The sequence below is a fragment of the Arthrobacter sp. 05N425 genome, from assembly GCF_056397125.1.
The window spans coordinates 452,969-479,762 of the sequence record NZ_JBFTMU010000002.1 but is presented as its reverse complement, the minus strand read 5'-3'; the positions used below and the strand labels follow the sequence as shown (position 1 = coordinate 479,762).

Here is a 26,794-nt window from a genome sequence, read left to right as displayed (position 1 = left end):
CCGGGTCAGCCGGTGGCGACCAGCTCGACTTCGAAGCCGTCCGAGTTCACCAGGTAGGCAGCGTAGTGTCCGGGGCCGCCGGCGTGCGGATATTTTTCCGGAAACAGCTCGGTCCAGCCGTTGCCGGGGCCGTCCGCGGCCAGCGCGTCCACCTGCTCCGGCGTTCCGCCCCGGAACGCCAGATGGTTCAGCCCGGGCGCGGTGCGGTGGTGGTTCCGGCCGTCCAGGTCGGGTGACTCCTCGACGACGATGTACGTGGCGCCGCGCCGCCAGCTCCGCCCGCGGGGCCAGTCCTGGAACTGCCCATAGCCGAGCCTGGTCAGCAGCCAGCCCCATTCGTCCCGGGCCCGCGCAAGGTCCGGCACCCAGAGCTCGACGTGGTGCAGGGCGCCGAAGGATTCGTCAGTCACTGTGTGAGTCTCGCACGTGCCTCAGTGCAGGATGCGCTGGAACAGGAAATGGTCCTGCCAGGCGCCCGCAATCTGCAGGTACTCCGGGGCATGTCCGATCTGTTGGAAACCGGCCCGCTGCAGCACCCGCTGGGAAGCGGCATTGTGCGGCAGCGTGGCCGCCTGGATCCGGTGCAGGCCCAGCGCGGTGCTGGCGGCTCCGACAACATGAGCGACGGCGGCCGATCCGATGCCCCGCCCGTTGAAGTCCTGATCCACCCAGTACCCGAGGTTGGCGCTGAGGAAAGGCCCGCGCACGATGCCGCTCAGCGTCATCGTCCCCACGGCCTCCCCGCCGGCCAGCAAGACCCACGGAACGCCGGTTCCGGCGCCGAACATGGCGAGTTTGCCGCCGATGTTGGCGCTCTGCCCCTCCGTGGTGAAGAACTCGGCGCTCCGGGTCGGTTCCCAAGGCGCAAGATGATCCCGGTTCCGCCGGTACGCGGCCCCCAGCCGTTCGGCGTCGGAACCGCGAAGCAGCCTGATGCGGACACCGCCGGGCAGCTCTCCCGCCAGCGCGCTTGGGGCGTCAGTCGTCACGTGCCCCTGCCGTCCCGGTGAGCGCAATGATCATCCGCTCCATCCTGGCAACGCCGGCGAAACGCCCCGCGTTGTCCGTCACCAGGAGCGAGTCGAACCTCTGGTTCTTGGGCCTCGTCATGGCCCGGGCCAGGGCCTGGCTGAGCGGGGTATCGAGGTTCACGCGCATCCCGGGGCTGACCACGCCCAGTGCGGACGCTCCGGCGTCCAGCACCGCGACCGGCCGCAGGTGCTCGCCGAGCAGCACGACGGCCTCCAGCGCCGGGTTGGCCGCGAAGGCGTCAGCGGCCTGGGTGACGCTGCCGGCCGTCGTCGCCGGTTCGACGACGTCGCGGATGACCGTCTTGTGTGCCACCGGACGGGCGCTGGCGAGGCGGTGGGCCAGGTCAAGATCAATGCCGGCCCAGGGCGGGGCAGGCCGGGCGAGGTAGTAGCCCTGCACGAGCGGGACGCCCAGCGAGACCAGCGCCTCGAGCTCCTCGGCCCGTTCGACGCCCTCGGCCAGGATCCAGGCGTCGACCTGACTCGCAAACGCGCCGAGCATCCCGATGAGGGCACGCTTCGCCTCATCACGGTCGACGTCCTGGATCAGGTCCCGGTCGATCTTGATCAGGGCGGGGCGCAGGGCCAGCAGGTGGCGCAGTCCCGCGTAGCCGGCTCCGGCGTCGTCGACGGCGATCAGGGCACCGGCGGCGCGCAACTGGTTGAGGTCCGGTTCCAGCTCCACGTACGAGTCGATCGGTGTTTGCTCTGTCAGTTCGATGATCAGGCCGCCCAGTTTGCCCTCGTCGCGCCAGACGCTGCGGATGCATTCCGTGATGAGCAGCTCCGGTGAGACGTTGAGGGTCAGGAAGCAGTTGGCTGGCAGGGCGGCGCGGGCCTTGAGCGCGGTGCGCAGCGCGGCCGCTTCGAGTTCAGCGGCTTTCCCATGTTGACGCGCAGCGGCGAACCAGACTTCGGGGTTCTTCTCGGCATAGCCGGGAAACCTGGCGAGGGCTTCATAGCCCACCACCGCTCCCCGCGCGGTATCAACGATGGGCTGGTAGGCAGCCGCCAGGCCTTCGCCGCGGCAGGCCGAGGCCAGCAGCCCATCCCAGTCCGGCGGTGCAGTGGCGCCGGACCCGGAAGGTGGACCGCCCGCCGCAGGAATCAACTAACCGGGTGGATTGCTTTGTGCACCGAGTCGACGAGCTCGGCGGGAAGCTCGGTCAGGCCGTGCACGGACGCGGCATGGGCGCCGACCTGGACCAGGATTTCGTCATCGGTGCTGCAGACCCAGCGGGCTTCACAACCGGGAACAACGTCACCACATGCAAACGATTTCATGTCAACTCCTCAGGCTCATTCGATCAACGCGCCTAACCCTACTCCGCAGTAATGCCGGATCGGCCGATTATCCGCCCGGGTGTCGCCGGAGCCTCCGGTGCCGCGGAAGGATCAGCCGGCGACGCTCTGCGGTTCGTCGCTGGCGGCCAGCTCACCCAACCACTCCAGGGCGTCGGCGCGGGAGGTGAAGTAGCGTTGCGGGCAGTCGTTGCCGCGGCGCATCCACGCGGCGACAACCCGGTCCACGTTCGATTCGCCGACGAGTGCCACGGAGGAAACGAAGCGGCTCTCCAGGTAATGGTTGCGGGCTCCGGCGGTCAGCTTGACGTCGCTGATGTCGATCAGCAAGGGCAGCATCCGCCCGGCGCTGATTTTTGAAATGGCAACGACGGAATCGACGGCGTCCGCCGTATCGAGCATGGACCCGGAGGCCCAGGCCAGCCGAAGAATTCCGCTCTCATCCAGGTTGAGCGTCCCCTTGCCAGCTGCCAGGACTATCTCCATGTGATTCCCCCTCCTGCGACAGAGTAGCGCCTCAGCGGGCCAAGATGTGACGCCGGGCACGTTTTCGACCGGAAAATGACGTTCGACGGCGGAAAACCCCAGCGTTGCGCGCCTTCGCCAGCGGCCGGACCGCGTAGGGTGCCGTCATGGACATCATCCTGGTTCCCGGTTTCTGGTTGGACGCGTCGTCGTGGTCGGAGGTCACGCCGCCGCTGGTCGCCGCGGGGCATCGGGTCCACCCGTTCACGCTGCCCGGGCTGGAGTCGGCTGACGCACCGCGCGCCGGCATCGGCTTGCGCACCCACATCGACGCCGTCGTGGCCGCCGTAGACAGGGTGGACACCCCGGTGGTCCTGGTGGGCCACTCCGGCGGCGGGGCGATCATCCATGGCGCCGTGGATGCGCGACCGGACCGCGTTGCCCGCGCCATCTACGTGGACAGCGGCCCGCTGGGGGACGGCGGCGTCGTCAACGACCAGCTGCCGGCCGACGGCGACGAGGTGCCGCTGCCGCCATGGGAATTCTTCGAGGACGAGGACCTCGTTGACCTGGACGAGGAGCTCCGGTCCGCCTTCCGGGCCCGCGCCGTCCCGGAACCCAAGGGCGTTGCCTACGACCAGCAGAGGCTCCACGATGACCGCCGCTACGACGTTCCGGCAACTATCATCGCCTGCGAATTTCCGACGTCGGTGCTGCTCGAATGGATTGCCGCGGAGCAGCCGTATGTCGCGGAGCTGGCACGGATCCGCGACGTCGAATACCTGGACCTGCCGACCGGGCACTGGCCGCAGTTCACCAGGCCCGCGGAACTGGGTGCTGCCATCCTCGCCGCCGTGGACCGAACGCCGATTGCTCCATAACTGCCGTTTTCACGTCCCATAACGGCACCTACGGAGCAGTCGCGCAATAAAACAAAAAAGCCTCCGGAACCGTTTGGTTCCGGAGGCTTTCTCGAGGGTGGCAGATGAGGGATTCGAACCCCCGTAGGCGTTGCCAGCTGATTTACAGTCAGCCCCCTTTGGCCGCTCGGGTAATCTGCCGAACTTCAAAAGAAGATCACTCGCGGCTTCCATCTGCCGAACGCCTGTTTCCAGTCCGTTCCGCTTCCAGCAACCGCGGGCAAGACAACTTTACAGAACTTCCGCCGAAGAATCGAATCGGCGCCGCGTGGCCCCGGGAGGCCCGGAATATCAGGCTTCTCCGAGGATGCGGCCGGCGAGTTTGGCCTCGAACTTCGCCGCCTGCTCGGCGGTGACCTGGTTCAGCTGCACCGCCCGGGCCAGGTCCGCCTGCACGCCACCGAGGCGGGCGGAAGCGTCTGCGGCCGGGCTGAGGATGATGGAGGCCGCCAGGGCCGCGGCGGCCACCGACGTCACCGCCGTCGTGATGGAACCCGCGGCTGCGGCGGTGGTGCTGCTGACGTTACGGATGGCCCTGCGGTTCATGTGCCCTGCCTTTCAAGCGGCTCTTCCAACGGTCCCAACTCTCCCGGGCCAAGCTTCGTTCCCCCCGGGGTTCAGCTTTGAGCCAACTGTGAAGACCGGCCGCCCCGCGGCACCTTCACATCCGGAGCATCCGTACTAGGCTGGAATGCAGAAAACACCGCCCTCCAGCAGGGCGTCCGGACAACATCAGGAGGACAGTCATGGCAGGCGAATCCACATTCGACGTCGTCAGCAAGGTCGACAAGCAGGAAGTCGCCAACGCGCTGAACCAGGCGCAGAAGGAACTGGCGCAGCGGTACGACTTCAAGGGCGTCGGCGCCGAGGTCGACTTCAGCGGCGAGAAGATCCTGATGAAGGCCAACTCCGAGGAGCGGGTGCTGGCCGTCCTCGACGTGCTGCAGTCCAAGCTGATCCGCCGCGGCATCTCGCTGAAGTCCCTCGACACGGGCGAGCCCTACCCTTCCGGCAAGGAATTCCGCCTCGAGGCCACCATCAAGGAAGGCATTGCCCAGGACCTCGCGAAGAAGATCAACAAGTTGATCCGCGACGAGGGCCCCAAGTCGGTCAAGTCCCAGATCCAGGGCGACGAGCTGCGCGTGACGTCCAAGTCCCGCGACGACCTCCAGGAAACCATGAACTTGCTGAAAGGCTTCGACGAGGCCGATCTCCAGTTCGTGAACTTCCGCAGCTAGCTGCGCTCCGCGTCGGGCACTCCCCTGCGACGCACAAAAGGGCTGGCGCCACCGGTATTCCGGCAGCGCCAGCCCTTTTGTGCGTCATGGAACCAGGCGCGCGTCGTCGGGCCGGCGGGCCTAGCCCAGCTGACGCCCCGCCATCCGCTCAAGCCGGCCGATCCGTTCGCTCATCGGCGGGTGCGTGGAGAACATCCGCGCCATGCCGCCGCCGCGGAACGGGTTGGCGATAATCAGGTGCGAGGCGTTGACCAGCCGCTGGTCCTGCGGCAGCGGCGCGAGCTGGACGCCCTGCTCGATCTTGCGCAGGGCCGAGGCCAGCGCCAGCGGGTCGCCGGTGAGCGCCGAACCGTCCTCGTCGGCGTCGTACTCGCGGGTCCTGGAGATGGCCATCTGGATCAGCGACGCGGCAAACGGCGCCAGCAGGGCCATCGCGAGGAGGGCGAGGGGATTGCCGTTGCGGCGGTCTCCGCCCCCGCCGAAGAACAGCAGCATCTGGCCCACCGAGGTGATCACGCCCGCGACGGCGGCGGCCACCGACGACGTGAGAATGTCCCGGTTGTAGACGTGCATCAGCTCGTGGCCGAGCACGCCGCGGAGTTCGCGGGCGTCGAGCAGCTGCAGGATGCCCTGCGTGCAGCAGACCGCGGCGTTTTGCGGATTCCGGCCGGTAGCGAAGGCGTTGGGTGCCATGGTCGGTGAGATGTAAATCCGCGGCATCGGCTGGTTGGCGCGGGCGGAGAGCTCCCGGACGATCTGGTGCAGCTCCGGCGCCTCGGCCTCGGTCACCGGATAGGCCTGCATGGACCGGATCGCGATCTTGTCGCTGTTCCAGTACCCGTAGGCGGTGGTGCCGACGCCGATCAGGGCCATGATCCAGATGGGCGCCGAACTCCGCATCCCGGATCCAATCACCGCGCCCAGGCCAAGCAGCACCGCCCAGAGCACGCCGAACAGGGCTGCCGTCTTCAAGCCGTTGTGATGGTTATGCACTGATCCTCCCAAGCCATGCCGTCGATCGGGTGTCCCACGGGTCACCCATCTAAGAAACGAACCGCTAGGGAACCGGGTTCCGCGCGTCGTACTTCAGGAACCCGGACTGCCAGCGCGCCACGAGCCAGGCCACCACCGCGCACAGCACCCCGCCGGCGAGCAGAACCCAGCCTTCACTGAGCAGCTTAGTCGCGCCGCCGGCCAGCATGTCCCCCACCCGGGGGCCGCCCGCGACGACGACCACGAAGACGCCCTGCAGCCGGCCGCGCAGGTGGTCCGGGGTGGCCGATTGCAGGATGGTGGTGCGGAAGACCGCGCTGACGGAGTCGGCGATACCGGCGAGCGCGCAGCACACGGCGGCAGGCACCAGCCAGGGGGTCACGCCGGCGGCGCCGGACCGGCCGGCGAGCACGACGACGAGGCCCAGCCCCGCGATGGAGGCGCCCCAGCCCATGACAGACCAGACCACCGCCGTGCCCTGCGCCCGGACCGCACCGAGCGGGCCGGAGAAGAGCCCGGCCAGGAACGCGCCGACGGCAGTTGAGGCTAGCAGCACGCCGACCGTGGCTTCGCCGCCACCGATCATGAGTGCGGCGATGGCCGGCAGCAGCGCCCGCGGTTGCGCCAGGATCATGGCCACGAGGTCGATCACGAAGGTCATACGCAGGTTCGGCCGCGTGCCGAGGAAGCGGAAGCCCTCGACGACGGAGCGCAGGCCGGCCCGGTGCGACTCATGCCCTGGCGGCATGGGCGGCAGCTTCAGCAGGGCCCAGACGACAAACGCGAAGCTGGCCACATCGATCGTGTAGGTCCAGGCGAAGCCGACCGTGGCCACCAGCACGCCGGCCAGCAGCGGACCGGCGGTCATGGTCAGGCCGAAGATCATCATGCTCAGGGCATTCGCCGCGGGCAGGAGCTCTTTCCGGACCAGGACCGGGATGATGGCGCTGCGGGCCGGTTGGTTGATGGCCTGCGCGCCGCTCTGCACCGCGACGAGCAGGTACAGCAGCCAGACGTTGCCCAAGTGCAGCCACGCCTGCAGCGCCAGGCCGACCGTAGTCAGCCACAGCACCGCGGAGGCGAGCAGCGCGACCTTGCGGCGGTCGTGGGCATCCGCGATGGAGCCGCCGAGGAGGCCGCCGAACACCAGCGGGACCAGGGCAAAAATGCTCAGCAGCCCCACGTACAGGCTGTCCTGGGTGAGCCGGTAGACCTCGAGGCTCACGGCCACGAGGGTGAGTTGGCTGCCCAACGCCGAGGCGGCTGATCCAAGCCACAGACGGCGGAAGGCCGGGCTTTCGCGTAACGGCGTGATGTCCGCCAGGAATTTCCCCACCCGGCAACTCTAGTGGGCCACAAAGGAAATAAGCCGAACCTTATTGTGACCAGCTCAAAATAAGTGCTTGAATGGGGCCATGACGGATTCGGTGGGCGGCAGCGAGGCATGGACCGCCGCCCTGCATGCCCACGGCCGCCGGGTCACTAAGCAGCGGCTGGCCGTGCTGGCCGCCGTCGAACGCCACCCGCATTCGCCGGCGGAGAGCATCCTTGCCGCAGCCCGCGAGGAGCTGCCCGAACTTACGGCGCAGTCCGTCTACGTGGTCCTCGGCGACCTGACCGAGCTGCAGATGCTGCGCCGCTTCGAACCCCCGCACTCGCCCGCACTGTATGAGACGCGTGTGGGGGACAACCACCACCACGCCGTCTGCATCAGCTGCGGCCGCGTGGAGGACGTTGAATGCGCCGTCGGCCACGCGCCGTGCCTCACCCCGCACTGGGACTCGGGCTCCAAGCCCATGACCATCCAGATCGCGGACGTCCTGTACCAGGGCATCTGCGAGGACTGCCAGCGCACCCAAAAACTCCCCGCCGACCGTAACTAAGTTAGAAACAGAAATAGGAGAATGATGACTCAGAACATCTCTGCGCCCGCAGTGTCCACGACACAGTCCGGTGCCCCCGTCACTTCCGACGCCCACTCGCAGTCCGTCGGTGCTGACGGCGCGATCATCCTGACCGACCACTACCTGGTGGAGAAGCTCGCCCAGTTCAACCGCGAGCGCGTGCCGGAGCGTGTCGTGCACGCCAAGGGCGGCGGCGCCTTCGGCACGTTCACGACCACGGGGGATGTCTCCCAGTACACCAAGGCCGCGCTGTTCCAGCCGGGCGCCGAGACGGACATGCTCATCCGTTTCTCCTCCGTCGCCGGCGAGGCAGGCTCCGCCGACACACTCCGCGACCCGCGCGGCTTCGCCGTGAAGTTCTACACCACCGAGGGCAATTACGACCTCGTCGGCAACAACACCCCGGTGTTCTTCATCCGCGACGGCATCAAGTTCCCGGACTTCATCCACTCGCAGAAGCGCCTCCCGGGCACCCACTTGCGGGACGCCGACATGCAGTGGGACTTCTGGACCCTCTCCCCCGAGTCCGCCCACCAGGTCACCTGGCTCATGGGCGACCGCGGCCTGCCGGCCTCCTGGCGTGAAATGCAGGGCTACGGCTCGCACACCTACCAGTGGATCAATGCAGCGGGCGAGCGCTTCTGGGTCAAGTACCACTTCAAGTCCAACCAGGGCGTCAAGTCCCTGACGGGCGACGAAGCGGAAGAGCTGGCCGGCGCGGACGCGGACTTCTACATCCGCGACCTGCAGGAGAACATCGACGCCGGCAACTTCCCCTCCTGGGACCTGCACGTCCAGGTGATGCCGTACGAGGACGCCAAGACGTACCGCTTCAACCCGTTCGACGTCACCAAGGTATGGCCGCACGGCGACTACCCGCTGGTCAAGGTCGGCACCATGGAGCTGAACAAGAACCCGGAGAACTACTTCGCACAGATCGAGCAGGCCACCTTCGCGCCGTCGAACTTCGTGCCGGGCATCGCCGCCTCCCCGGACAAGATGCTGCAGGCCCGCATCTTCTCCTACGCCGACGCGCACCGCTACCGCGTGGGCACCAACCACGCCCAGCTCCCGGTGAACCTGCCCAAGAGCCAGGTCAACAACTACAGCCAGGACGGCGCGGCGCGGTACCACTTCAACGCCCCCTCCGTCCCGGTGTACGCGCCGAACTCCTTCGGCGGTCCCGCCGCCGTGGAACCCCAGAACCCGGCCGGCGGCTGGGAGAACGACGGCGAGCTGACGCTCTCCGCGCACTCCCTGCACGCTGAGGACGGCGACTTCGGCCAGGCCGGCACGCTGTACCGCGAGGTGTTCGACGACGGCGCCAAGGCCCGCCTGCTGTACACCCTCACCGGTGCGGTGGGCGGCGTCAAGGACGCTGGCATCAAGGAGCGCGCCATCCAGTACTGGACCAACGTCGACGCCGAGCTCGGCGCGAAGCTTCGGGCCAACCTGGGTGCCGCCGCCGGTGCTGCCACCTCGGACGCAGAGGCTGCCAACAAGATCGGCTAGCCTTTCCCAGCAATGAAAGAACACCCCGCCGCGGAGAACCGCGGCGGGGTGTTCTTTTCGTCCGGGGCCCGGACCGGCGGGACAGCTAGGCGCCGCTGGCGCCGGGGTCCGCCGCCGGGGCCGCCGGCGCCGACGCTGCCGCGGTAGCTGCTGCCGGCGCGCCCGCCGCTGCGGGGCGGTGGCCCCTCTTGGCGAGCTGGATCTGCTCGTAGACGTGGTGGCGGAGCTCGGTGAACCGGGGCAGGGAACGGGTCTCCAGCTGGTCCCGCTCGGCCGGAAGGTCGATCACGATGTCCTCCTGCACCACGGTCGGGGAGCTCGAGAGGATGATGACCCGTTCACCGAGGTAGACCGACTCGTCGATGTCGTGGGTCACGAAAAGCACGGTCACGCCGAGCTTCTTCCAGACCACCCGGATCAAGTCCTCGAGGTCCGCGCGGGTCTGCGCGTCGACGGCGGCAAACGGCTCGTCCATCAGCAGGACCTCGGGCTGGTATGCGATGGCACGGGCGATCGCCACGCGCTGCTGCATGCCGCCGGAAAGCTGCCAAGGGTAGGAGCGCGGCACGTGGGCCAGGCCCACGGCCTCCAGGGCCTCGTCGACGAGCCGGTCGCGTTCGGCCTTGGGCACGCCCTGGTTCTTCAGCGGCAGTTCCACGTTGTCCCTGACCCGCATCCAGGGGAACAGCGAGCGTCCGTATTCCTGGAAAACCACCGCCATCTTCTTCGGCGGCCCGGACACCCGCTTGCCGTCCAGGAGCACTTCCCCCTCGGTGGGGGTCATCAGGCCCGAGATGCACTTGAGCAGGGTGGTCTTGCCGGACCCCGAAGGGCCCACGAGGCAGGCCAGTTCACCGGCGCGGAGATCGAAGGTGAGGTTCCGCACCGCTTCGACGTCGCCGCCGTCGGTCTGGTAGACCTTCTTCAGTCCGCGGACGGAGAGCATCGCCTCCGGGGCCGCTTGCGCTGCACTAGGCTGCATTTTCTACCTCTTTCTGGCCGTGGTACCAGCGCAGGATGTTCCGCTCGGCCCACTGGAAGATGAATGACATGGCCACGCCCAGCAGTCCGAGCACCACGATGCCGGACCACATTTCGGGGATGGCGAAGGACCGCTGGAACTGGACAATCGTGAAGCCCAGCCCGGAGGACGAGGCGAACATTTCGGAGATGACCATCAGGATCAGCCCCAGGGACAGCGACTGGCGCACGCCGGCGAGGATCTGCGGGCTGGCCGAGGGCAGCACCAGGTAACGCACACGGGCCCAGCCGTCGATGCCGTAGGTGTGGGCCGAATCCGAGAGGACTCCGTCCACGGCGCGGACGCCCTCAATGGTGTTCAGCAACACCGGCCAGACACAGCCGGAGATGATGACCGCGATCTTCATCGAGTCGGTGATGCCCATCAGCAGGATCAGGACCGGGACCAGCACGGGCGGCGGGATGGCGCGGAAGAATTCGAGCGTCGGTTCCAGCAACGCCCGGAGCCATTTGACCGAGCCGATCAGCACCCCGCCCACGACGCCGATCACGATCGCCGCGACGACGCCGATCAGGAGCCGGGCGATGCTGGGCAGCACATCCGAGAAGAAGCGGGGGCCGAACCAGACCTCGCCGAACTTGTTGGCCAGGGCGGCCGGGGTGGGAACGAAGAAGTTGACCGTTCCGAGGGTCGAGGCCCACCAGGCCAGGACGAGCAGAACTGGCAGCGCGAGCAGGTAGGCCGCCGTTTTCAGTGCTTTCATACGATCACCTCAGAACGGACCGAGGAATGCCAGGACAGGGTCTTCTTTTCGATGAAGCGCATCAGGACGTTGATCAGCACGCCGATCAGGCCGGTGGCGAGCACCAGGGCGTACATGCCCGAGATGGCGCCGCCGGATTGCGCGAGCGCGATTTCACGGCCTAGCCCCGGCGAGCCGATCACGAGTTCCGCCGTGATGGCCAGGACCAGCGCCACCGTGGCTGCGAGCCGGACACCGGTCATCAGGTAGGGCAACGCGGTGGGGAACACCACGTAGCGGATCCGCGCCATCCACCCCAGCCCGTAGGTCTTGGCGGTGTTGTTGGCGACCATGTCGACGTCGGCCACCCCGTAGAGGACCTGAATGAGGACCTGCCAGAAGGCGGCATAGGTGATCAGCATCAGTGACGACTCGATCTTCACGCCGAAGAGCAGCACGGCCAGCGGGATGAGGGCCACGGACGGAATCGGGCGCAGGAACTCGACGGTGGAGTTGGTGGCTTTGCGCAGGAAGCTGCTGGATCGGACACCATCAAGGGCAAGGCCGAGCTGACCCAGAAGTTCACCCGGGCCATGAACAAGTCGCTCGAATATGCCCAGGCGCACCCGCAGGAAGTCCGCGACAACGTGGGCGGCACCCGGGCCGAAACCGCCGAGGCGGAACCGCCGGACGCCACAGCGTCGGAACTCATGGAACTTACGGAACTCACGGGAGGAGGTCGCCTGCGTTCGGGGCCTTGGACAGCGTCCCGTACTTGGCGGCAGCGTCACCGAGGGTCTTGAAGGCGTCCTTGTTGAACTCCACACGGTAGCGGGGCAGGACAATCTTGGCCCGGGTGGCTTCGTCGATCTTGGTGTAGGTGCCCACGATGTCGCGGACTTCCTGCGGGTGCGCCTGGGCATATTCGAGCGACTTGTTCATGGCCCGGGTGAACTTCTGGGTCAGCTCGGCCTTGCCCTTGATGGTGTCCGCCTTGGTGAAGTAGCCGGCGATGTCCAGCTCAGGGCTCATGTCCACGAAGTTGGAGGAAATGATCTTGCCGCCCTCTGCGACGGCCTTGGACAGGAAGGGCTCCAAAATCCAGGCCGCGTCCACCTGCTTGTTGGCCAGCGCGGCGGGGGCGTCCGGGAAGGCCACCTCCACGAACTTCACGCTCGAGGGGTCGCCACCGGCCTTTTCGACGACCGACTTGATGGTGGTGTCCCCGATATTGGAGAGGTTGTTCACCGAGACGGTCTTGCCCGCAAGGTCCTTCGGGGACTGGATGCTGGACCCGGCCGGGACGACGACGCCGCCGATGTCCTTGCCCTTCTCGCCCGTGGTTGAGGCGCCGTTGGCGACGAATTTCAGGTCAAGGCCCTTGTCCTTCGCCACCATGACGGAGATCAGGTTGGAGAAGGCGAAGTCGAAGCTGCCGCTCACCACGCCGGGGACGATCGCCGCACCGCCGGTGGCCGTCTGGATGTCCAGCTGAAGGCCTTCGTCTTTGAAGAATCCCAGCTTGTTGCCCAGGTAGATGGGGGCGCAGTCGACGATCGGGATGACGCCGACGCTGACCTTGGTCAGATTTCCGCCACCCGTTGCACCGCCGGATGCGCTGCCCCCGCCGGTGGAACTCGGCGATCCGCTGCCGCAGGCCGAGAGGGCCAGGACCGATGCGGCCGCCAGCACGGCGATAATACGACGTTTCATGTTCACTCCTATGTGCGCATTGGCGTGGGCGTGACAAGCTCCCAAGCCCCAAAGTTCGCTCTCCGAACAAGCGTTCAAAATCAAGTCTGACCTAAGGCTACTGTGAGGTCAACCACATTAGGCGCATTGTTACAGCTCCGAGACGAGCGCGGAAGAGGCCGCGGCAATACCTCCCGCAACGCAGCAACGCGGGGCCCCTACGCCCGTCCGGACAGGCCGGACGGGCCGTAGTGACCCCGCGTTGACTAACCGCGTGGAAGTGCAGCGTTGCAGCTACGAGCGGGTGAGCGACTCCGCATCCTCGTCCGCAACCGGATCGGCGGCCGGGCCGTTGACGGCGGCCCTTGCCTCGGCGAACTTCTCGTTGAGCCGGGAGTGGCGCTGGCCGTAGGCGAAGTAGATCGCGATGCCGATGACCAGCCAGATCGCGAAGAAGATCCAGGTCTCCACCGCCAGGTTCGTCATCAGGTACAGGCACAGGACGGCCGAGACGACCGGGAGCACCTTGCCGAACGGCACGCGGAAGGCCGGCTTAAGGTCCGGCCGCTTCCGGCGCAGCACCAGGATGCCGAGGCTGACCATCACGAACGCGGAGAGCGTGCCGATGTTGATCATTTCCTCGAGCAGGTCCACGTTGGTCAGTCCGGCCACGACCGCCACGGCCGTGCCGCAGATGATCTGCAGGCGTGCGGGGGTCGCCCGGATGGTGCCGGTCTTGGAGAGCGAGCGCGGCAGCAGGCCGTCGCGGCTCATGGCCAGGACCACACGCGAGAGGCCCATCAGCAGCACCATGATCACCGTGGTGAGGCCCACGAGGGAGCCGAAGGCGATGACCTTTGCGGCGTCGGTGTTCCCCACGGCCTCGAAGGCAGTGGTCAGCGTCGGGTTCTTCGCCTCGGCCAGCTTGGTGTAGGACACCATGCCGGTCAGGGCCAGCGAGACCAGGATGTAGAGCACGGTGACGATCGCCAGGCCGCCGAAGATGCCGCGGGGCAGCGTCTTCTGCGGGTTCTTGACCTCCTCGGCGGAGGTGGCGACGACGTCGAAACCAATGAAGGCGAAGAACACCAGGGCGGCGCCGGCGAAGATGCCGAGCGTGCCGTACTGGGCCGGGGCCGCGCCGGTGAGGAAGCCGAAGAAGGACTGCTTGAGCACGTCCGTGGCGCCGGTACCGCCGGTGGGTTCGGAGGCAGGGACGAACGGGGCGTAGTTCTCAAACTTCACGTAGCTGAAGCCGACGACGATGACGAAAAGCACGACGGCGATCTTGATCAGCGTGAACACGTTGCCGACACGGGCGGACAGCTTTGTCCCCAGCACCAGCAGCACGGTGAACACGGCAACAATCAGGAAGGCGCCCCAGAAGAGGTCGACGCCGGCCACGGAGATCGACGGCGGGACGTCCAGTCCCATCAGCGCGAACACTTTGCTGAGGTAGATGCCCCAGTATTTGGCGATCACGGCGGCGGCGGTGAAGAGCTCGAGGATGAGGTTCCAACCGATGATCCAGGCGAGCACCTCCCCCATGGTGGCGTAGGTGAAGACATAGGCTGAGCCGGCCACCGGGATGGCGGTGGCGAATTCGGCATAGCACATGATCGCCAGGGCGCAGGTGACGGCTGCGATGGCGAACGAGATGGTGACGGCGGGGCCGGCGAAGTTGGCGGCAGCCTTGGCCCCGACCGAGAAAATGCCTGCGCCGACCGCAACGGCGACGCCCATGATCATCAGGTCCCAGGTGCTGAGCGAGCGTTTCAGCTTGCGTCCGGGCTCATCGGCGTCGGCGATCGACTGCTCGATGGATTTGGTCCGGAAAAGGTTCATAGGAAAGTCCAAAATCTCGGTAGCTGGTTGGAAACAGACCTATTAATAGTAGTGTCCATCCACTGGACGGCCGCTTTTATCCCACATCGTGAGACGCAAAAGAGCGCGAACATACCCTTGGGGGCCCCGGCCGCGGGGCCCCCAAGTGAACGTTCGCGCCCAGGGCTTCAGTGGCTCAGGCGGGCCAGTCCATCAGCGTCGAGCGGATCAGGAAGCGCTTGCCCTCGGGAGCCTCGACGGAGAAGCCGCTGCCGCGGCCGGGGACGACGTCGACCGTCAAGTGGGTGTGGCTCCAGTAGTTGAACTGCTCCTTGGACATCCAGAATTCCAGCGGCTGCGGCTGCAGGCCGTCCGAGATGTCGAACAGGCCCAGCAGCACATCGGAGTCTCCGGTGAGGAACTCCCCCGCCGGGTAGCACATGGGCGAGGAGCCGTCGCAGCAGCCGCCGGACTGGTGGAACATGAGCGGGCCGTGCTGGAGCCAGAGCTTGCGCAGCAGCTCAACGGCTTCGGGGGTGAGCGCCACGCGGGAAAAGTCCTCGCCGGCCTGTGTCACGGCGGCGTCGAGCCTGGTCTGGGTCATCGGAGCTTCTCCTGCAAGTAGGGACGGCTGTCACGGGCGGGACGGGAAGGCGGGGCGGACCGGTCCGGTCCGCCCCGCCGCAACGGCTTAGAAGAAGCCGAGCTTGTTCTCGCTGTAGCTGACCAGCAGGTTCTTGGTCTGCTGGTAGTGGTCCAGCATCATGGCGTGGTTCTCGCGGCCGATGCCGGAGGACTTGTACCCGCCGAACGCGGCGCCGGCCGGGTAGGCGTGGTAGTTGTTGACCCACACCCGGCCCGCCTGGATTTCGCGGCCGGCGCGGTAAGCGACGTTGCCGTTGCGGGACCAGACGCCGGCGCCCAGGCCGTAAAGGGTGTCGTTGGCGATGCCCATGGCGTCGTTGTAGTCGCTGAAGCGGGTCACCGAAACCACCGGCCCGAAGATCTCCTCCTGGAAGATCCGCATCTTGTTGTGTCCCTCGAAGATGGTGGGCTGGACGTAGTAGCCGCCGGCGAGGTCGCCGGACAGTTCGGCGCGGGCGCCGCCGGTAAGCGCTTTGGCGCCCTCCTGCTTTCCGATGTCGATGTAGGAGAGGATCTTCTCGAGCTGGTCGTTGGAGGCCTGCGCGCCGAGCTGCGTGTCGGTGTCCAGCGGGTTGCCCTGGATTATCTTCTGGGTGCGGGCCAGCGCGTCGGCCATGAAGGAGTCGTAGATGCCTTCCTGGACCAGGGCGCGGGAGGGGCAGGTGCAGACCTCGCCCTGGTTGAAGGCGAAGAGCGTGAAGCCCTCAAGAGCCTTGTCGTAGAAGGCGTCGTTGTTATCCGCGACGTCGTTGAAGAAGATGTTGGGGCTCTTGCCGCCGAGCTCCAGGGTGACCGGGATCAGGTTCTGGGACGCGTACTGGCTGATCAGGCGGCCGGTGGTGGTCTCGCCGGTGAAGGCGATCTTGCGGATTCGCGGGCTGGAGGCGAGCGGCTTGCCGGCTTCGACGCCGAAGCCGTTGACGACGTTGATGACGCCCGCCGGCAGCAGGTCGCTGATCAGCTCCATCAGCACCAGGATCGAGGACGGGGTCTGCTCGGCCGGCTTGAGGACGACGGCGTTGCCGGCGGCGAGCGCGGGGGCCAGCTTCCAGACGGCCATCAGGATCGGGAAGTTCCACGGGATGATCTGGCCGACGACGCCGAGCGGCTCGTGGTAGTGGTAGGCGGTGGTGTCGTCGTCGAGCTGGGACAGCCGGCCCTCCTGGGCGCGGACGGCGGAGGCGAAGTAGCGGAAGTGGTCCGCGGCGAGCGGGATGTCGGCGTTGAGGGTTTCGCGGATCGGCTTGCCGTTGTCCCAGGACTCGGCGACGGCGAGCATCTCGGTGTTCTCGTCGATCCGGTCGGCAATCTTGTTCAGGATGGCCGCGCGCTCGGCGACGGAGGTCTTCCCCCACGACGGGGCGACCTTGTGCGCGGCGTCCAGGGCCAGCTCGATGTCCTCGGCGGTGCCGCGGGCGACCTCGCAGAAGGCCTTGCCGGTCACCGGGGTGATGTTCTCGAAGTACTGGCCCTTGACCGGGGCAACCCATTCGCCGCCGATCCAGTTCTCGTAGCGGTCCTTGAAGGTGACCTTCGAGCCCTCGGTACCGGGCTGTGCGTAGACAGTCATTGCTAGCTCCTTTGCTGTGCAAGATTGGTGGCGGAAGCGGCCAGGATCTCTGCGGCCGCCGCTGGCACCAGCCTAGGAGCCGGGAGGTTGCGAGCAGGTTGCAACCATGTGAGCCGGATCACGCGGACTCTCATTGCGCTGGGCTCGTTCAGGAATGCGGCCACTATCCAGGCAATGGGCCCGTGTTCTGGTACTTACCTCCACCCCGCAATACCTATGGACACCGCTGGAGCCCCCTCCGATACTCAGCGTGACGCCGCAGGCTGTTGCGGCGTGGGCGTCCAGCTGCTCACCAACGGCGCTCACACCTTCATTGAGGGGGCTCTTGGCATGGTGGTAAAAACGGCAACAAAAGCAGGAGGAAGAGGCTGGCGGATGGCGTCGGCCATTGCATTGGCTTCGGCGATGGCCAGCACCTTCGTGGTCTCGCAGGCTGTCCCGGCGAGTGCGGCGACGTCGGGCGGGATGGTGATCTCAGAACTCAACTACCATTCCGGATCGGATCTGGATACCGACGACTTCCTGGAACTGACCAACACATCAGGCGCTCCGCTGGACATCTCGGGATGGTCCTTCACCGCCGGCGTCACGGCCGTCTTCGCTGCGGGCACCGTGGTTCCCGCCAACGGCTACTTTGTGGTGGCGAAGGATGCCGCCCAGTTCCAGACCACATACGGGTTCGCCCCGAACGCCGTCTACGGCGGAAACCTGAGCAACGGCGGCGAAGCGGTCACGCTGGTCGATGCGGCGCTGAACGTCGTGGACACCGTCACTTACGCGGACGTCGCGCCCTGGCCATCGACGCCTGACGGGACGGGCCCCACCCTCGAACTGCGCGACCTGACCTTGGACAACACACAGCCCGACAGCTGGGGCGCGAGCCTGGCAGCGGGCGGCACCCCCGGGGCCAAGAACTCGCTCGACGGGACCGGGCCGGCGCCGGTCGTCGCTGAGCTGAAGGCGACCCCGGCGCGGCCGGCCGCCGGTCAGCCGGTGGCCGTTACGGCCCGGCTCCGGACCGGCTCCACAGCTCAGCTCACCTACAAGGTGATGTTCGGCGCCGACGTCGTGGTTCCGTTCGTCGATGATGCGGCCAGCCCCGGAGGGGCAGGCGACGGCGTGTATTCCGGAACCATCCCGGGTCAGAGCGCGGGCAACCTGATCCGCTACCGGGTCGATGCCTCCGCGGGCGGTACCGGCTACTCGGAACCTGCGGCAGGTGACTCGGTGCGCTACCGCGGCGTGGTCGTCCTGAACTCCGCGGTCAGCAGCTCGCTTCCTGTCATCGAGTGGTTCATGGATGACGCCGTGTACAACGACATTCTGGCCAACCACCGCTACGACGACTACCAGGGCGCGGCGGTCTGGGCCTACAACGGCCAGGTCATCGACGGCGCCCTGATGAACGTGCGCGGCAACACCTCCCGGAGCAATGCGAAGGTGAGCTGGAAGGTCGAGCTGCCCAAGGGTTACATCTTCGATCTTGGCGGCAAGCTGCCCTATCCGCTGGACGAATTTGCGCTCCAGAACTACGCGGACAACTTCGCAGACGTCGGCTGGGCGACCGTGAAGGCCGGCGGCGACCGGGCCCTGAACATCGTCCCGGTCCGTACGCAGCGCAATGGCACCTTCTGGAGCCTGGGCCGGATCATGGAGACCGAGGACGGCCGCTGGCGGGATGACCAGGGCGTGTCCAACTGGGCGATCTACAAGGGCGACGGCGGCAGCGTGGGCGCCACGTCGTCTCCGGCCGCGCTCCAGGCCTCGGGCTGGCTGGACAAGAAGACCCGCAAGGACGAGGACTTCTCCGACGTCTGGACCCTGTCCAACTCGGTCGACGCCTCGCCCTCAGCGGCGCAGCAGGCCTGGATCTACCAGAATGTGAACATGCCGGAGCTGGTCAACTATATGGCGATCAACTCGATCGTCCGGCACCAGGACAGCGGCTGGTACAACTGGTGGCTGGCCCGCGACACCGACGGGACCGGCCGGTGGGAGATGTGGCAGTGGGACCTGAACTGGATCTTCACCACTCCCTCCTCGGACGGCAAGGGCGTCTTCCTGACCCCGGACACCTCCAACAATTTCACTCAGGCCATGCTGAGCTACCCGGAGATCAAGGAAATGTTCTACCGGCGGCTGCGTACCCTGGCCGACCAGTTCCTTCCGGCCGGGCAGTACGAGGCGCAGTGGGACGCGATATCGGCCCAGACCACGCCGGACTGGAACCTGGACCGCGCTAAGTGGGGCGGGTACACGCCGGCGTCGGCGCGGACCGCGTTCCTGGCCGGCCTGGCGGATCGCCGCAACACGATCAACGGCAACACGGGCCCGGGCCTGCCGGTGCCCACCACACAGGCGGCCGACGCGAACGTGGTGGTCAATGAGATCCAGTACCACCCGGCCGGAAGCGGTGGGGAGTACATCGAGCTGGCGAACCCCGGCAGCACGGCCGTGGATATCTCGGGCTGGACGATCGATGCGGTCGGCCTGAAGATCCAGCCCGGCACGGTGATCCCCGCCGGCGGACGCGTGGTGTTCGTGGCGAATGACAAGGCGTTCCGCCTCGCTTACACCGGGGCGAACCGCTTTGTGGGCGGCACGTTCACGGGCACTCTCGACGACGCCGGCGAAGCCATAGTGCTGCGCGACGGCAGCCGGGTGGTGGACTCCGTGACCTACTCGAACGCGGCGCCGTGGCCGACTGCAGCAGACGGCGCCGGCCCTTCGCTGGAGCTGACCTCGCCGACGGCGGACAACTCCGTTGCGTCGAACTGGACCGCGGTGTCCACCACCGGCGGCACACCGGGACTGGCAAACACGAAGGGGACTCCGCCGTCRAATGTGGCGCCTGTTGCGGCGTTCACGAGTGGGGTGAGCGGGTTGACGGCGAACGTGAACGGGGCCGGTTCAACGGACTCGGACGGCACGATCGCCTCGTACGCCTGGGACTTCGGTGACGGCGGGACCGGGACCGGGGTGACGGCGAGCCACACCTACGCTGCCGAGGGGACGTATACGGTCACCCTGACCGTGACGGATAACGGCGGCGCCAAGGGTACGGTCAGCCATTCGGTAAGCGTTGCCGCGCCGCCGGCGGGCAGTGTCCTGGCTCAGGACACGTTTACCCGCACGGTCACCGGCGGTCTGGGGACGGCGGAAACGGGCGGGCCCTGGACATTGTCCGGGACAGCCTCGAACTTCGCCGTCAACGGCAGTGCGGCCACGATTGCCAGCCCCGCTGCCGCCAACCGCTACGCCTACCTTGACGGTGTCTCCTCCACYGACACGGAGGTGCGGGCAACGATCGGCTTCAACCGGCCGACCGCCAGCAGCATCTACACCGGCCTGATCGGCCGCCGGGTGGGTGCGGATACCTACGGTGCACGGGTGGTGGTTAATTCCGCCGGCGCGGTGAGCCTGCACCTGACCCGCAGCACGAATACGAACATGAGTGCCGCRACAGTGTCCGGGCTGACCTTCAATACCGGGGACCGGCTTCAGTTCCGGCTGCAGGTTACCGGAACCGCACCGACCACCATCCGGGCGAAGGTCTGGAAGGTGGGCACCGCGGAACCGGCGAACTGGCAACTGAGCACAACCGACAGCACGGCCACGCTGCAGAGCGCCGGTGGAATCGGCATCTACAGCTACCTCAGCACCACCGGAACGCCGACCCCGTTGACCGTCAGCTTCGACGACCTCTGGGCCGGGCGCACCAACTAGCGATACTCGGCAAAGAAGTCCCCGCCGGCGCAGACGACGCCGGCGGGGACTTCTTTGTGCGCCATGCAGCGCCGAGAGCGCGTCCTGCTCAGGCGCCGAATTCGGCTTCGAGCCGCTCCAGGTCCGCGACGACGGCGGCGCGCCTGGGCGAGCGCGGCGGCAGCAGCTTCAGCGCGGCGGTGCGGACCTCGACGTCGTCCCGCGCTTCCGGCAGTTCGGCATATTTCAGCAGCGATTCGGCGCTGCCGTCGGTCAGTACGGCCTCGCGCAGCAGGGACGAGACGCGGCTGCGGAGCTCGGTGATCCCCGGCGCCTCGGAGCGCGGCAGGACTGCGCCGCGGTAGATTTCCAGCGCGATCCGGTGCGCGCCGCGCTGCAGGCAGCTGAGGACCTGGCCGGAGTCCGGCACGAGGTCCACCGGGAGGCGGTACGGCCTGGACTCCGGGACGGCGTCCGGATTGAGCTGCTGCAGGACCTTGCGCAGCCGCACCATCTCGGCGCGCAACGTCATGGTGGAGCCGTCGCGCGGGTAGAGCAGCGAGCTCAGCTCCTCGGCGTTGAGGCCTTCCGGATGCGTGCTCAGCAGGGTGAGGATTTCGCTGTGCCGGGCCGAAAGCGTGACGGTGCGGCCGTCGATGCTCAATACGGCCTGATCGCGGCCGAGCAGCTGCAGGCTGTTGCGGTACAGGCTGCCGGGCGCCCTGGAGCCCGCCCGGGCGGGCCGCGCTCCGCCGGACGCGGCGTCGGACCCGGCGTCGGACCCGGCGCGAGACGCGGCGGCGGTCTGCCGGCGTCGAACCGGGGCGGCCTGCCGGGCGGCGGCAAGCTGGAGGCGCTCCACCCGCAGGTGCGCCTGCGCGGCGGCGACGGTCGCCTCGACGAGGGTCAGGGTGTGCGGCGCGACGGCGGATTCGGTGCCGGTGATGTCGACGACGCCCAGCAGGGCCCCGGAATCCGGGTCGTGGAACGGCACGGCCGTGCAGCTCCAGGGGTGGACGGAGCGTTTGTAGTGTTCGGCGCCGGCGATCTGGATGCCGCGGCCAAGGGCGAGCGCGGTGCCGGGGGCGCTGGTGCCCACGGTGGCCTCGGACCAGTCTGCGCCGGGGACGAACATCATCCCCTCGGCGCGGCGCTGCATGGCGGGGTCCCCTTCGACCCAGAGCAGCCGGCCCACCTCGTCCCCGACGGCCACCAGCATGCCGCTGTCGTGGCTGGGCAGGACCAGCAGTTTGTGGATCACGGGCATGATCGCGGCCAGCGGGTGCTGCCGGCGGTATTCCTCGAGTTCCTCGCGGTCCATGGCCAGCGGGGCTTCGGGGTTGTCCGGGTTGGCGTGCAGTTGCGCGGAGCGCTGCCAGGATTCCCGGATCAGGCTGCGGAGCCCGGGCGGCTGCTCACCGGCCAGGCCTATGGAGTCCAGTTGCTCGTGCCCCGCGTAGGCATACTGCTGGCGCAGCTCCGGGCTCAGGCCGTGGCCGGAGCCGCGCGGGGCCGTCTGCTCGACTGGATTCCTCATTGAACTCCCACCTGGCTGGCGCGCTCTTGAGCGCGCGACGGCGTGCCGGAGGCAGCGTCGTCCGGCCCAGTCTAGTTCCGTGCCGGGAGATTGGGAATGCACCCGCCCGGGCCTCAGCCGGTGGCGTCCGACGGCAGAACGTAGCTTTGAATCTCGCCAAGAGCCCGGATCTCGGGGCTGGGCAGGCCGGCGTCGGCAGTCATTTTCCGAAATTCCGCGCTGCTGCTGAAGCCGTCAAAAACCTCCCTGCTAGGGCAGGTATCCAGGACAGCGATGCCTTCATCGGTCTGCACGCAAAGATGTAATTCCAGTTGGCCGGCGGGCAAGAGCGCCAGCATCCGGTCGTGTGCTGCAAGGAGCTCCGCCGGGTTCCCGCGGAAGCTGTACATTCCCAGATACATTGCCTGTCTCCTTTGCATTGATTGCGGTGTTTGGTTTCTCCGGCGCGGTCCTCGCGGAGGCTCACCGCGCAGTGGTTGCGGGCCGTCGCCCGGCCCAGGGTCTGGCCTGTTCAAGCTGGGCAGCAAGCCTGAAGAGACTTGCTTCGGCGCCGAAACCCGCGAGGAAAGACATCCCGACGGGCAGCCCGGCGGAATCCGTGCCCAGCGGAATGGACATGGCCGGGTTGCCTGTGACGTTTGCGTACTCGCCGTCGAACATCAGGAAACGGCCGGCCTCCTGCTCCCCGCGGAGGGGGTTCTCCGGAGTCGCCGTGAGCGTGCCCAGCGGAAGCGGCGGCCAGCCGACCGTCGGCGTCAGCCAGAGATCGTACAGCTCGAAGAAGCCGGCAACGCGGCGGCTGAAACGCTGCAGTTCCTCCACGCCCTGCAGGTAGTCCCCCGCGCCGACGTTCCGGCCGCGCCCGAACAGGACTTCGGTGTAGAGCTCCAGCTCGCCCGGTTCGGGCCCCCGCCCCAGTCGCCGGGTCCAGTACCCCTCGATCCAGGCCGCTGCAGCAGCGTACACGTCGCGGAGGGCCCGGCGTCCGGCCCGGTCCAGCGGCGCCGGGCGCCCTTCCTCGAGCTCGTGACCGAGGTCGCTCAGCAAGTCCACGGTCGCGTCGAAGACCCGTAGATAGTCAGGATGAACCGGCTGGCCGCGGTTGGGGGTAGCAGTGGCCGCGATCCTCAGCCGTCCCGGTGGTGTCGCGGTTTCGGCCACATAGGGACGGAGCTGCGGCGGGGCCCGGTAGGGGTCCCCCGGAGCCGCACCCGCGACGGCGTCGAGCAGCGCCGCCGCGTCGCGGACCGTGCGGGTCAAGGCGAATTCGGCAGCGAGGCCGCCAACAACGTCGCCGTATTCCGGCCCCAGCGGCACACGGCTGCGGGTCGGTTTGAGACCGAACACTCCGCACCATGCCGCCGGATAGCGCAGCGACCCGCCGAGGTCGTTGCCGTGGGCCATCGGAACGATCCCCGCCGCGACTGCCGCTGCCGACCCGCCGCTCGATCCGCTCGTGGACAAGGACAAGTCCCACGGGTTGCGTGTAGCCCCGTGCAGGAGCGGTTCGCAGTGCGGGCTCAGGCCGAACTCACAGGTGTTGGTCTTGCCGATGACGGCCAGTCCGGCGCGGCGGAAGCGGCGTGCGAGCTCCTGGTCGTGGCGGGAGACGTTCCCCGCAAGCCAGCGGGAGCCTTCGGAGAAGGGCGTTCCGGCAATTTCCAGCGCCAGATCCTTGACGAGGAACGGCACGCCGGGGAAAGGAAGAGCATCGGAGAAGACGTCACCGGGCTGGGCGCTGCCGGTGTTGGGAGCGTCCCCGTCCAGCTCGACAATCACGGCATTCAGGGCTGGGTTCAGTACCCTGATCCGTTCCCTCGCCTCGGCGAGGAGTTCTGCCGCACTAACCTGGCCGGAGCGGACCAGATCGGACTGCCCTGTCCCGTCCATCCACCGAAGTTCGTCATCCACGGCTGCCTCCCGGAGGGGGACCCGGGGCTATGAGCGAGCCGTTGCAGTCCCCGCGGGTGAATTCTACGTCCGGGCGCAGCGCAGGAACAGGTCAACGCCTACTGCGGTTCGGCGGTTCAGTCCCGGGAAATCCGGATCATCTCTTCCCGCGGCACGACCTTGATGCGTTCGCGCACCACGCCGTCGTCCGGATGGGAAGCGGTCCACGCCGCGCCGAGGGCCAGCTCGTGGGCGTCCAGCTTGTTCCAGCCTTCCCAGGTGGTGTACTGGATGCCGCGCTCTTCGAGCAGGTCGATGATGGCCTGCGGATCCGGGTTCTGGGCCGGCGGAAGGGTCAGCCGGTCCTCGAGCAGGAAGCCGATGGTCTCCAGCGCATCTCCCTTGGTGTGGCCGATCAGGCCGACCGGGCCGCGCTTGATCCAACCCGTGGCGTAAATGCCGGGCACGGGCTTGCCGTCGGCGCCGAGCACGCGGCCGCCTTCGTTGGGGATGACGCCGCGCCGCGCGTCGTACTCCAGCTCGTCGAGCTGGGAGCCGTGGTACCCGATGGCGCGGTAGACGGCCTGGACCGGGTAATCGACGAACTCGCCGGTGCCCTTGACGTTGCCCGTGCCGTCCAGCCGCATGCGCTCGAACTTGATGCCCGTCACCTTGCCGGGATGCGCAGCGTCGCCTGTTTTTTCGCCGAGGATCTCGACCGGATTGTGCAGGAAGTGCAGGTGCAGCCGGCGGGAGGACGGTTCCTCGGCCTCGGCGTGCTCCTCGACGAGCCAGTTGCCAAGGGTGCTCACCATGGTCTTGATCTGGTTGTTCGTGCGGATGGCCTCGTCGGAGGCTTCGTCGAATTCGAAGTCCTCCGGGTAGAGCACGATGTCCACATCCTTCGCGTGGCTGAGCTCGCGCAGCTCCAGCGGCGTGAACTTCACCTGCGCCGGTCCACGGCGGCCAAAGACGTGCACGTCCGTCACCGGCGAATTCTTGAGCCCCTGGTAGACGTTGTCCGGAATCTCGGTAACCAGCAGGTCATCTGCGTGCTTGACCAGCATCCGGGCGACGTCCAGGGCCACGTTGCCGTTGCCGATCACCGCGATTTCTTTGGCCTCCAGCGGCCAGTCGCGGGGAACGTCCGGGTGCCCGTCGTACCAGGAGACGAAGTCGGCCCCGCCGAACGAGCCTTCGAGCCCGACTCCCGGAATGTCCAGGTCCGCGTCCTTGATGGCGCCGGTAGCGAAGATCACGGCGTCGTAGAAAGCGCGGAAGTCGTGCAGGGTCAGGTCCCGGCCGTAGCTGACGTTGCCGAGGAAGCGGATATCGCCGCGGTCCAGCACCTTGTGCAGGGCGTTCACGATCCCCTTGATCCGCGGGTGGTCCGGCGCCACGCCGTAGCGGATGAGCCCGTAGGGCGCCGGGTAGGCCTCGAACAGGTCGATGCTGACCTCGAAGTCGCCGTCCTTGACCTCGTTGGACTTGGTCAGGATGTCCGCGGCGTAGACACCGGCCGGTCCGGCGCCGACAATCGCAACGCGGAGGGGACGTTTGGTCGTTCTTTCAGGCGAGGTTTCGGCCGAGTTGGACACCGGGAGCCCTTCTGAGTCTTGGCGGGTGCGCCGGCAGATACAGCGCACAGTCCCCTATTCTAAATGCCCCCGCGGTGGGGTGGTCCCCGGTAAGGGAGAACGCAGGTGACGGACATCGCAGACGCCGCGGCCGCCCTGCCGGGCTCCGCGGCAGGAATAGCCGCGCCGGGGGTGGTGTTATGGGTCTTGTGCCTATCTCCGACGGATCCCCCGCTCCCGCATCCCTGACTTCCCCGGGCGGCGTTGCCCCCGCTGCCGGAGCCGCCGGTGACGCCGCTGGCCCCGCCGCGGCACCTGGACTCAAGGCAGTGGACAAGGACACGACGGCGGGGATCCTGTTCGGCATCGGCGCCTACGGCTTGTGGGGCCTGCTCCCGCTGTACTTCTTCGTGCTGCACCCGGCCAGCGCCGTCGAGATCGTGGCCAACCGCGTGGTCTGGTCCCTGCTCTTCTGCGTCCTGCTTATCACCGTCACCCGCGCCTGGCGGGTGATCGGCGCCGCGTTCCGGAACCGTACCGTGATCGGTCCGCTGGCCCTCGCGGCCGTCCTGATCGCGATCAACTGGCTGACCTACACCTACGGCGTGACCACCGGCCAGGCCGTCGAAACATCGCTGGGCTACTTCATCAACCCGCTCGTGTCCGTGCTGCTGGGCGTCTTTGTCCTGAAGGAAAAACTGCGGCCGCTGCAGTGGGCCGCCGTCGTCGTCGGTTTCATCGCGGTGGGCGTACTGACATATTCCTACGGCAAGCTCCCGTGGATCGCCCTGACCCTGGCGTTCAGTTTCGGCCTCTACGGCTTCGTCAAGAAACGTGTGGGTCCGCGGGCGGACGCGATCACCAGCCTGTCGGTGGAAACCATCGTGCTGGCGCCGATCGCCGGCGTGACCATGATCGTCCTGGCCCTGACCGGCGCCGCCTCGCTCACCACCAACGGCGCCGGACACTTCTGGCTGCTTGCCGCGTCCGGCGTCATCACCGCTGTCCCGCTGCTGTTCTTCGGCGCCTCCGCGCGGCGGCTGCCGATGACCACGATCGGGCTGCTGCAGTACTTCGCCCCGGTACTGCAGTTCATCGTGGCGCTGGTGGTGTTCAAGGAGGCCATGACCCCGGAGCGCTGGATCGGCTTCAGCGTCGTCTGGCTCGCGCTGTTGCTGCTCACGGCGGACATGCTGCGGACGGCCCGGAAGAACTCCGTCACCCGCAGGCTGGCCCGCGCCGCCGCCTAGGGCAGGCCAGCCCAG

At 67.4% G+C, this 26,794-nt stretch carries 24 protein-coding genes, 1 tRNA gene and 1 pseudogene; 6 read left to right on the top strand and 20 right to left on the bottom strand.

Annotated features, from left to right (window positions below):
- Positions 1-5: 5 nt before the first annotated feature.
- The 5 genes from AC1DGE_RS05515 to AC1DGE_RS05495 all read right to left on the bottom strand — a co-directional run bounded on the left by AC1DGE_RS05515 (position 6) and on the right by AC1DGE_RS05495 (position 2,819).
- The gene (locus AC1DGE_RS05515; RefSeq protein WP_441416955.1) at positions 6-410 is read right to left on the bottom strand and encodes a VOC family protein; all 405 of its coding nucleotides are present in this window, start codon (positions 408-410) and stop codon (positions 6-8) included.
- 21 nt (positions 411-431) lie between these two features.
- Positions 432-989 (bottom strand): GNAT family N-acetyltransferase, encoded by a 558-nt coding sequence (locus AC1DGE_RS05510; RefSeq protein WP_476917039.1) that lies wholly within the window; start codon positions 987-989, stop codon positions 432-434.
- Positions 979-2,142: an EAL domain-containing protein gene (locus AC1DGE_RS05505; RefSeq protein ID WP_476917038.1), complete on the bottom strand. Its 1,164-nt coding sequence runs from the start codon at positions 2,140-2,142 to the stop codon at positions 979-981. The genes AC1DGE_RS05510 and AC1DGE_RS05505 overlap by 11 nt, the downstream gene beginning before the upstream one ends.
- The gene (locus tag AC1DGE_RS05500) at positions 2,139-2,315 is read right to left on the bottom strand and encodes a DUF1059 domain-containing protein (protein ID WP_441416952.1); all 177 of its coding nucleotides are present in this window, start codon (positions 2,313-2,315) and stop codon (positions 2,139-2,141) included. Before AC1DGE_RS05500 ends, AC1DGE_RS05505 begins: the two co-directional genes overlap by 4 nt.
- Before the next feature lie 111 nt (positions 2,316-2,426).
- Positions 2,427-2,819 (bottom strand): DUF7793 family protein, encoded by a 393-nt coding sequence (locus tag AC1DGE_RS05495; protein ID WP_441416951.1) that lies wholly within the window; start codon positions 2,817-2,819, stop codon positions 2,427-2,429.
- A 146-nt stretch (positions 2,820-2,965) separates the two neighbouring features.
- Between AC1DGE_RS05495 and AC1DGE_RS05490 the strand changes: the two genes are divergently transcribed.
- Positions 2,966-3,679 carry an alpha/beta fold hydrolase gene (locus AC1DGE_RS05490; protein WP_476917037.1) on the top strand — a complete coding sequence of 238 codons (714 nt, stop codon included), beginning with the start codon at positions 2,966-2,968 and terminating at the stop codon, positions 3,677-3,679.
- Positions 3,680-3,777: 98 nt separating this feature from the next.
- Here AC1DGE_RS05490 and AC1DGE_RS05485 read toward each other — a convergent pair.
- Both AC1DGE_RS05485 and AC1DGE_RS05480 read right to left on the bottom strand, forming a co-directional pair.
- A tRNA-Tyr gene (locus AC1DGE_RS05485) sits at positions 3,778-3,859 on the bottom strand.
- Positions 3,860-4,009: 150 nt separating this feature from the next.
- On the bottom strand, positions 4,010-4,264 hold the full coding sequence (locus AC1DGE_RS05480; protein WP_441416949.1) for a hypothetical protein: 255 nt from the start codon (positions 4,262-4,264) through the stop codon (positions 4,010-4,012).
- Positions 4,265-4,464: 200 nt separating this feature from the next.
- On the opposite strand from AC1DGE_RS05480, the gene AC1DGE_RS05475 reads away from it, so the two are divergent.
- Positions 4,465-4,956 (top strand): YajQ family cyclic di-GMP-binding protein, encoded by a 492-nt coding sequence (locus tag AC1DGE_RS05475; RefSeq protein WP_138768479.1) that lies wholly within the window; start codon positions 4,465-4,467, stop codon positions 4,954-4,956.
- A gap of 120 nt (positions 4,957-5,076) precedes the next feature.
- Here AC1DGE_RS05475 and htpX read toward each other — a convergent pair whose 3' ends face one another.
- Positions 5,077-5,949 carry a zinc metalloprotease HtpX gene (htpX, locus tag AC1DGE_RS05470; RefSeq protein ID WP_476917036.1) on the bottom strand — a complete coding sequence of 291 codons (873 nt, stop codon included), beginning with the start codon at positions 5,947-5,949 and terminating at the stop codon, positions 5,077-5,079.
- A 64-nt stretch (positions 5,950-6,013) separates the two neighbouring features.
- Positions 6,014-7,285 carry an MFS transporter gene (locus tag AC1DGE_RS05465; RefSeq protein ID WP_441416947.1) on the bottom strand — a complete coding sequence of 424 codons (1,272 nt, stop codon included), beginning with the start codon at positions 7,283-7,285 and terminating at the stop codon, positions 6,014-6,016.
- A gap of 79 nt (positions 7,286-7,364) precedes the next feature.
- On the opposite strand from AC1DGE_RS05465, the gene AC1DGE_RS05460 reads away from it, so the two are divergent.
- A complete protein-coding gene (locus tag AC1DGE_RS05460) occupies positions 7,365-7,832 on the top strand; it encodes a Fur family transcriptional regulator (protein ID WP_441416946.1) in 468 nt (155 codons plus the stop codon).
- 24 nt (positions 7,833-7,856) lie between these two features.
- The gene (locus AC1DGE_RS05455; RefSeq protein WP_476917035.1) at positions 7,857-9,365 is read left to right on the top strand and encodes a catalase; all 1,509 of its coding nucleotides are present in this window, start codon (positions 7,857-7,859) and stop codon (positions 9,363-9,365) included.
- 85 nt (positions 9,366-9,450) lie between these two features.
- Here the strand turns inward: AC1DGE_RS05455 and AC1DGE_RS05450 are convergent, their stop codons facing one another.
- The 7 genes and pseudogenes from AC1DGE_RS05450 to exaC all read right to left on the bottom strand — a co-directional run bounded on the left by AC1DGE_RS05450 (position 9,451) and on the right by exaC (position 16,820).
- On the bottom strand, positions 9,451-10,347 hold the full coding sequence (locus tag AC1DGE_RS05450) for an ABC transporter ATP-binding protein (protein ID WP_476892073.1): 897 nt from the start codon (positions 10,345-10,347) through the stop codon (positions 9,451-9,453).
- Complete coding sequence (locus tag AC1DGE_RS05445) at positions 10,337-11,110, bottom strand: ABC transporter permease (RefSeq protein WP_476917034.1); 774 nt, start codon at positions 11,108-11,110, stop codon at positions 10,337-10,339. The genes AC1DGE_RS05450 and AC1DGE_RS05445 overlap by 11 nt, the downstream gene beginning before the upstream one ends.
- Positions 11,107-11,637, bottom strand: a pseudogene (locus tag AC1DGE_RS05440) (ABC transporter permease); the annotation flags it as partial. The gene AC1DGE_RS05445 and the pseudogene AC1DGE_RS05440, both read right to left, overlap by 4 nt.
- A 178-nt stretch (positions 11,638-11,815) precedes the next feature.
- Positions 11,816-12,802, bottom strand: a complete 987-nt coding sequence (locus tag AC1DGE_RS05435; RefSeq protein WP_441416941.1) for an ABC transporter substrate-binding protein — start codon at positions 12,800-12,802, stop codon at positions 11,816-11,818.
- Between the two features lie 273 nt (positions 12,803-13,075).
- Positions 13,076-14,626 carry an amino acid permease gene (locus tag AC1DGE_RS05430; RefSeq protein ID WP_441416940.1) on the bottom strand — a complete coding sequence of 517 codons (1,551 nt, stop codon included), beginning with the start codon at positions 14,624-14,626 and terminating at the stop codon, positions 13,076-13,078.
- Positions 14,627-14,801: 175 nt separating this feature from the next.
- On the bottom strand, positions 14,802-15,209 hold the full coding sequence (locus AC1DGE_RS05425; protein ID WP_175321362.1) for a DUF779 domain-containing protein: 408 nt from the start codon (positions 15,207-15,209) through the stop codon (positions 14,802-14,804).
- 87 nt (positions 15,210-15,296) lie between these two features.
- The gene (gene exaC, locus AC1DGE_RS05420; RefSeq protein WP_476892071.1) at positions 15,297-16,820 is read right to left on the bottom strand and encodes an acetaldehyde dehydrogenase ExaC; all 1,524 of its coding nucleotides are present in this window, start codon (positions 16,818-16,820) and stop codon (positions 15,297-15,299) included.
- A 375-nt stretch (positions 16,821-17,195) separates the two neighbouring features.
- On the opposite strand from exaC, the gene AC1DGE_RS05415 reads away from it, so the two are divergent.
- The gene (locus AC1DGE_RS05415) at positions 17,196-20,546 is read left to right on the top strand and encodes a lamin tail domain-containing protein (RefSeq protein ID WP_476917033.1); all 3,351 of its coding nucleotides are present in this window, start codon (positions 17,196-17,198) and stop codon (positions 20,544-20,546) included.
- Between the two features lie 88 nt (positions 20,547-20,634).
- Here AC1DGE_RS05415 and AC1DGE_RS05410 read toward each other — a convergent pair whose 3' ends face one another.
- From AC1DGE_RS05410 to AC1DGE_RS05395, 4 genes are all read right to left on the bottom strand, one after another.
- Entirely contained in the window at positions 20,635-22,062 is a 1,428-nt protein-coding gene (locus AC1DGE_RS05410) for a GAF domain-containing protein (protein ID WP_476892069.1), read from the bottom strand.
- A gap of 113 nt (positions 22,063-22,175) precedes the next feature.
- Positions 22,176-22,463, bottom strand: a complete 288-nt coding sequence (locus tag AC1DGE_RS05405) for a hypothetical protein (protein WP_476917032.1) — start codon at positions 22,461-22,463, stop codon at positions 22,176-22,178.
- A 61-nt stretch (positions 22,464-22,524) separates the two neighbouring features.
- Complete coding sequence (locus tag AC1DGE_RS05400; protein ID WP_476892067.1) at positions 22,525-23,973, bottom strand: amidase; 1,449 nt, start codon at positions 23,971-23,973, stop codon at positions 22,525-22,527.
- Between the two features lie 116 nt (positions 23,974-24,089).
- Positions 24,090-25,550 carry an FAD-dependent oxidoreductase gene (locus tag AC1DGE_RS05395; protein ID WP_441416935.1) on the bottom strand — a complete coding sequence of 487 codons (1,461 nt, stop codon included), beginning with the start codon at positions 25,548-25,550 and terminating at the stop codon, positions 24,090-24,092.
- Positions 25,551-25,729: 179 nt separating this feature from the next.
- On the opposite strand from AC1DGE_RS05395, the gene rarD reads away from it, so the two are divergent.
- The gene (gene rarD / locus AC1DGE_RS05390; RefSeq protein WP_476892066.1) at positions 25,730-26,779 is read left to right on the top strand and encodes an EamA family transporter RarD; all 1,050 of its coding nucleotides are present in this window, start codon (positions 25,730-25,732) and stop codon (positions 26,777-26,779) included.
- Positions 26,780-26,794: the final 15 nt, after the last annotated feature.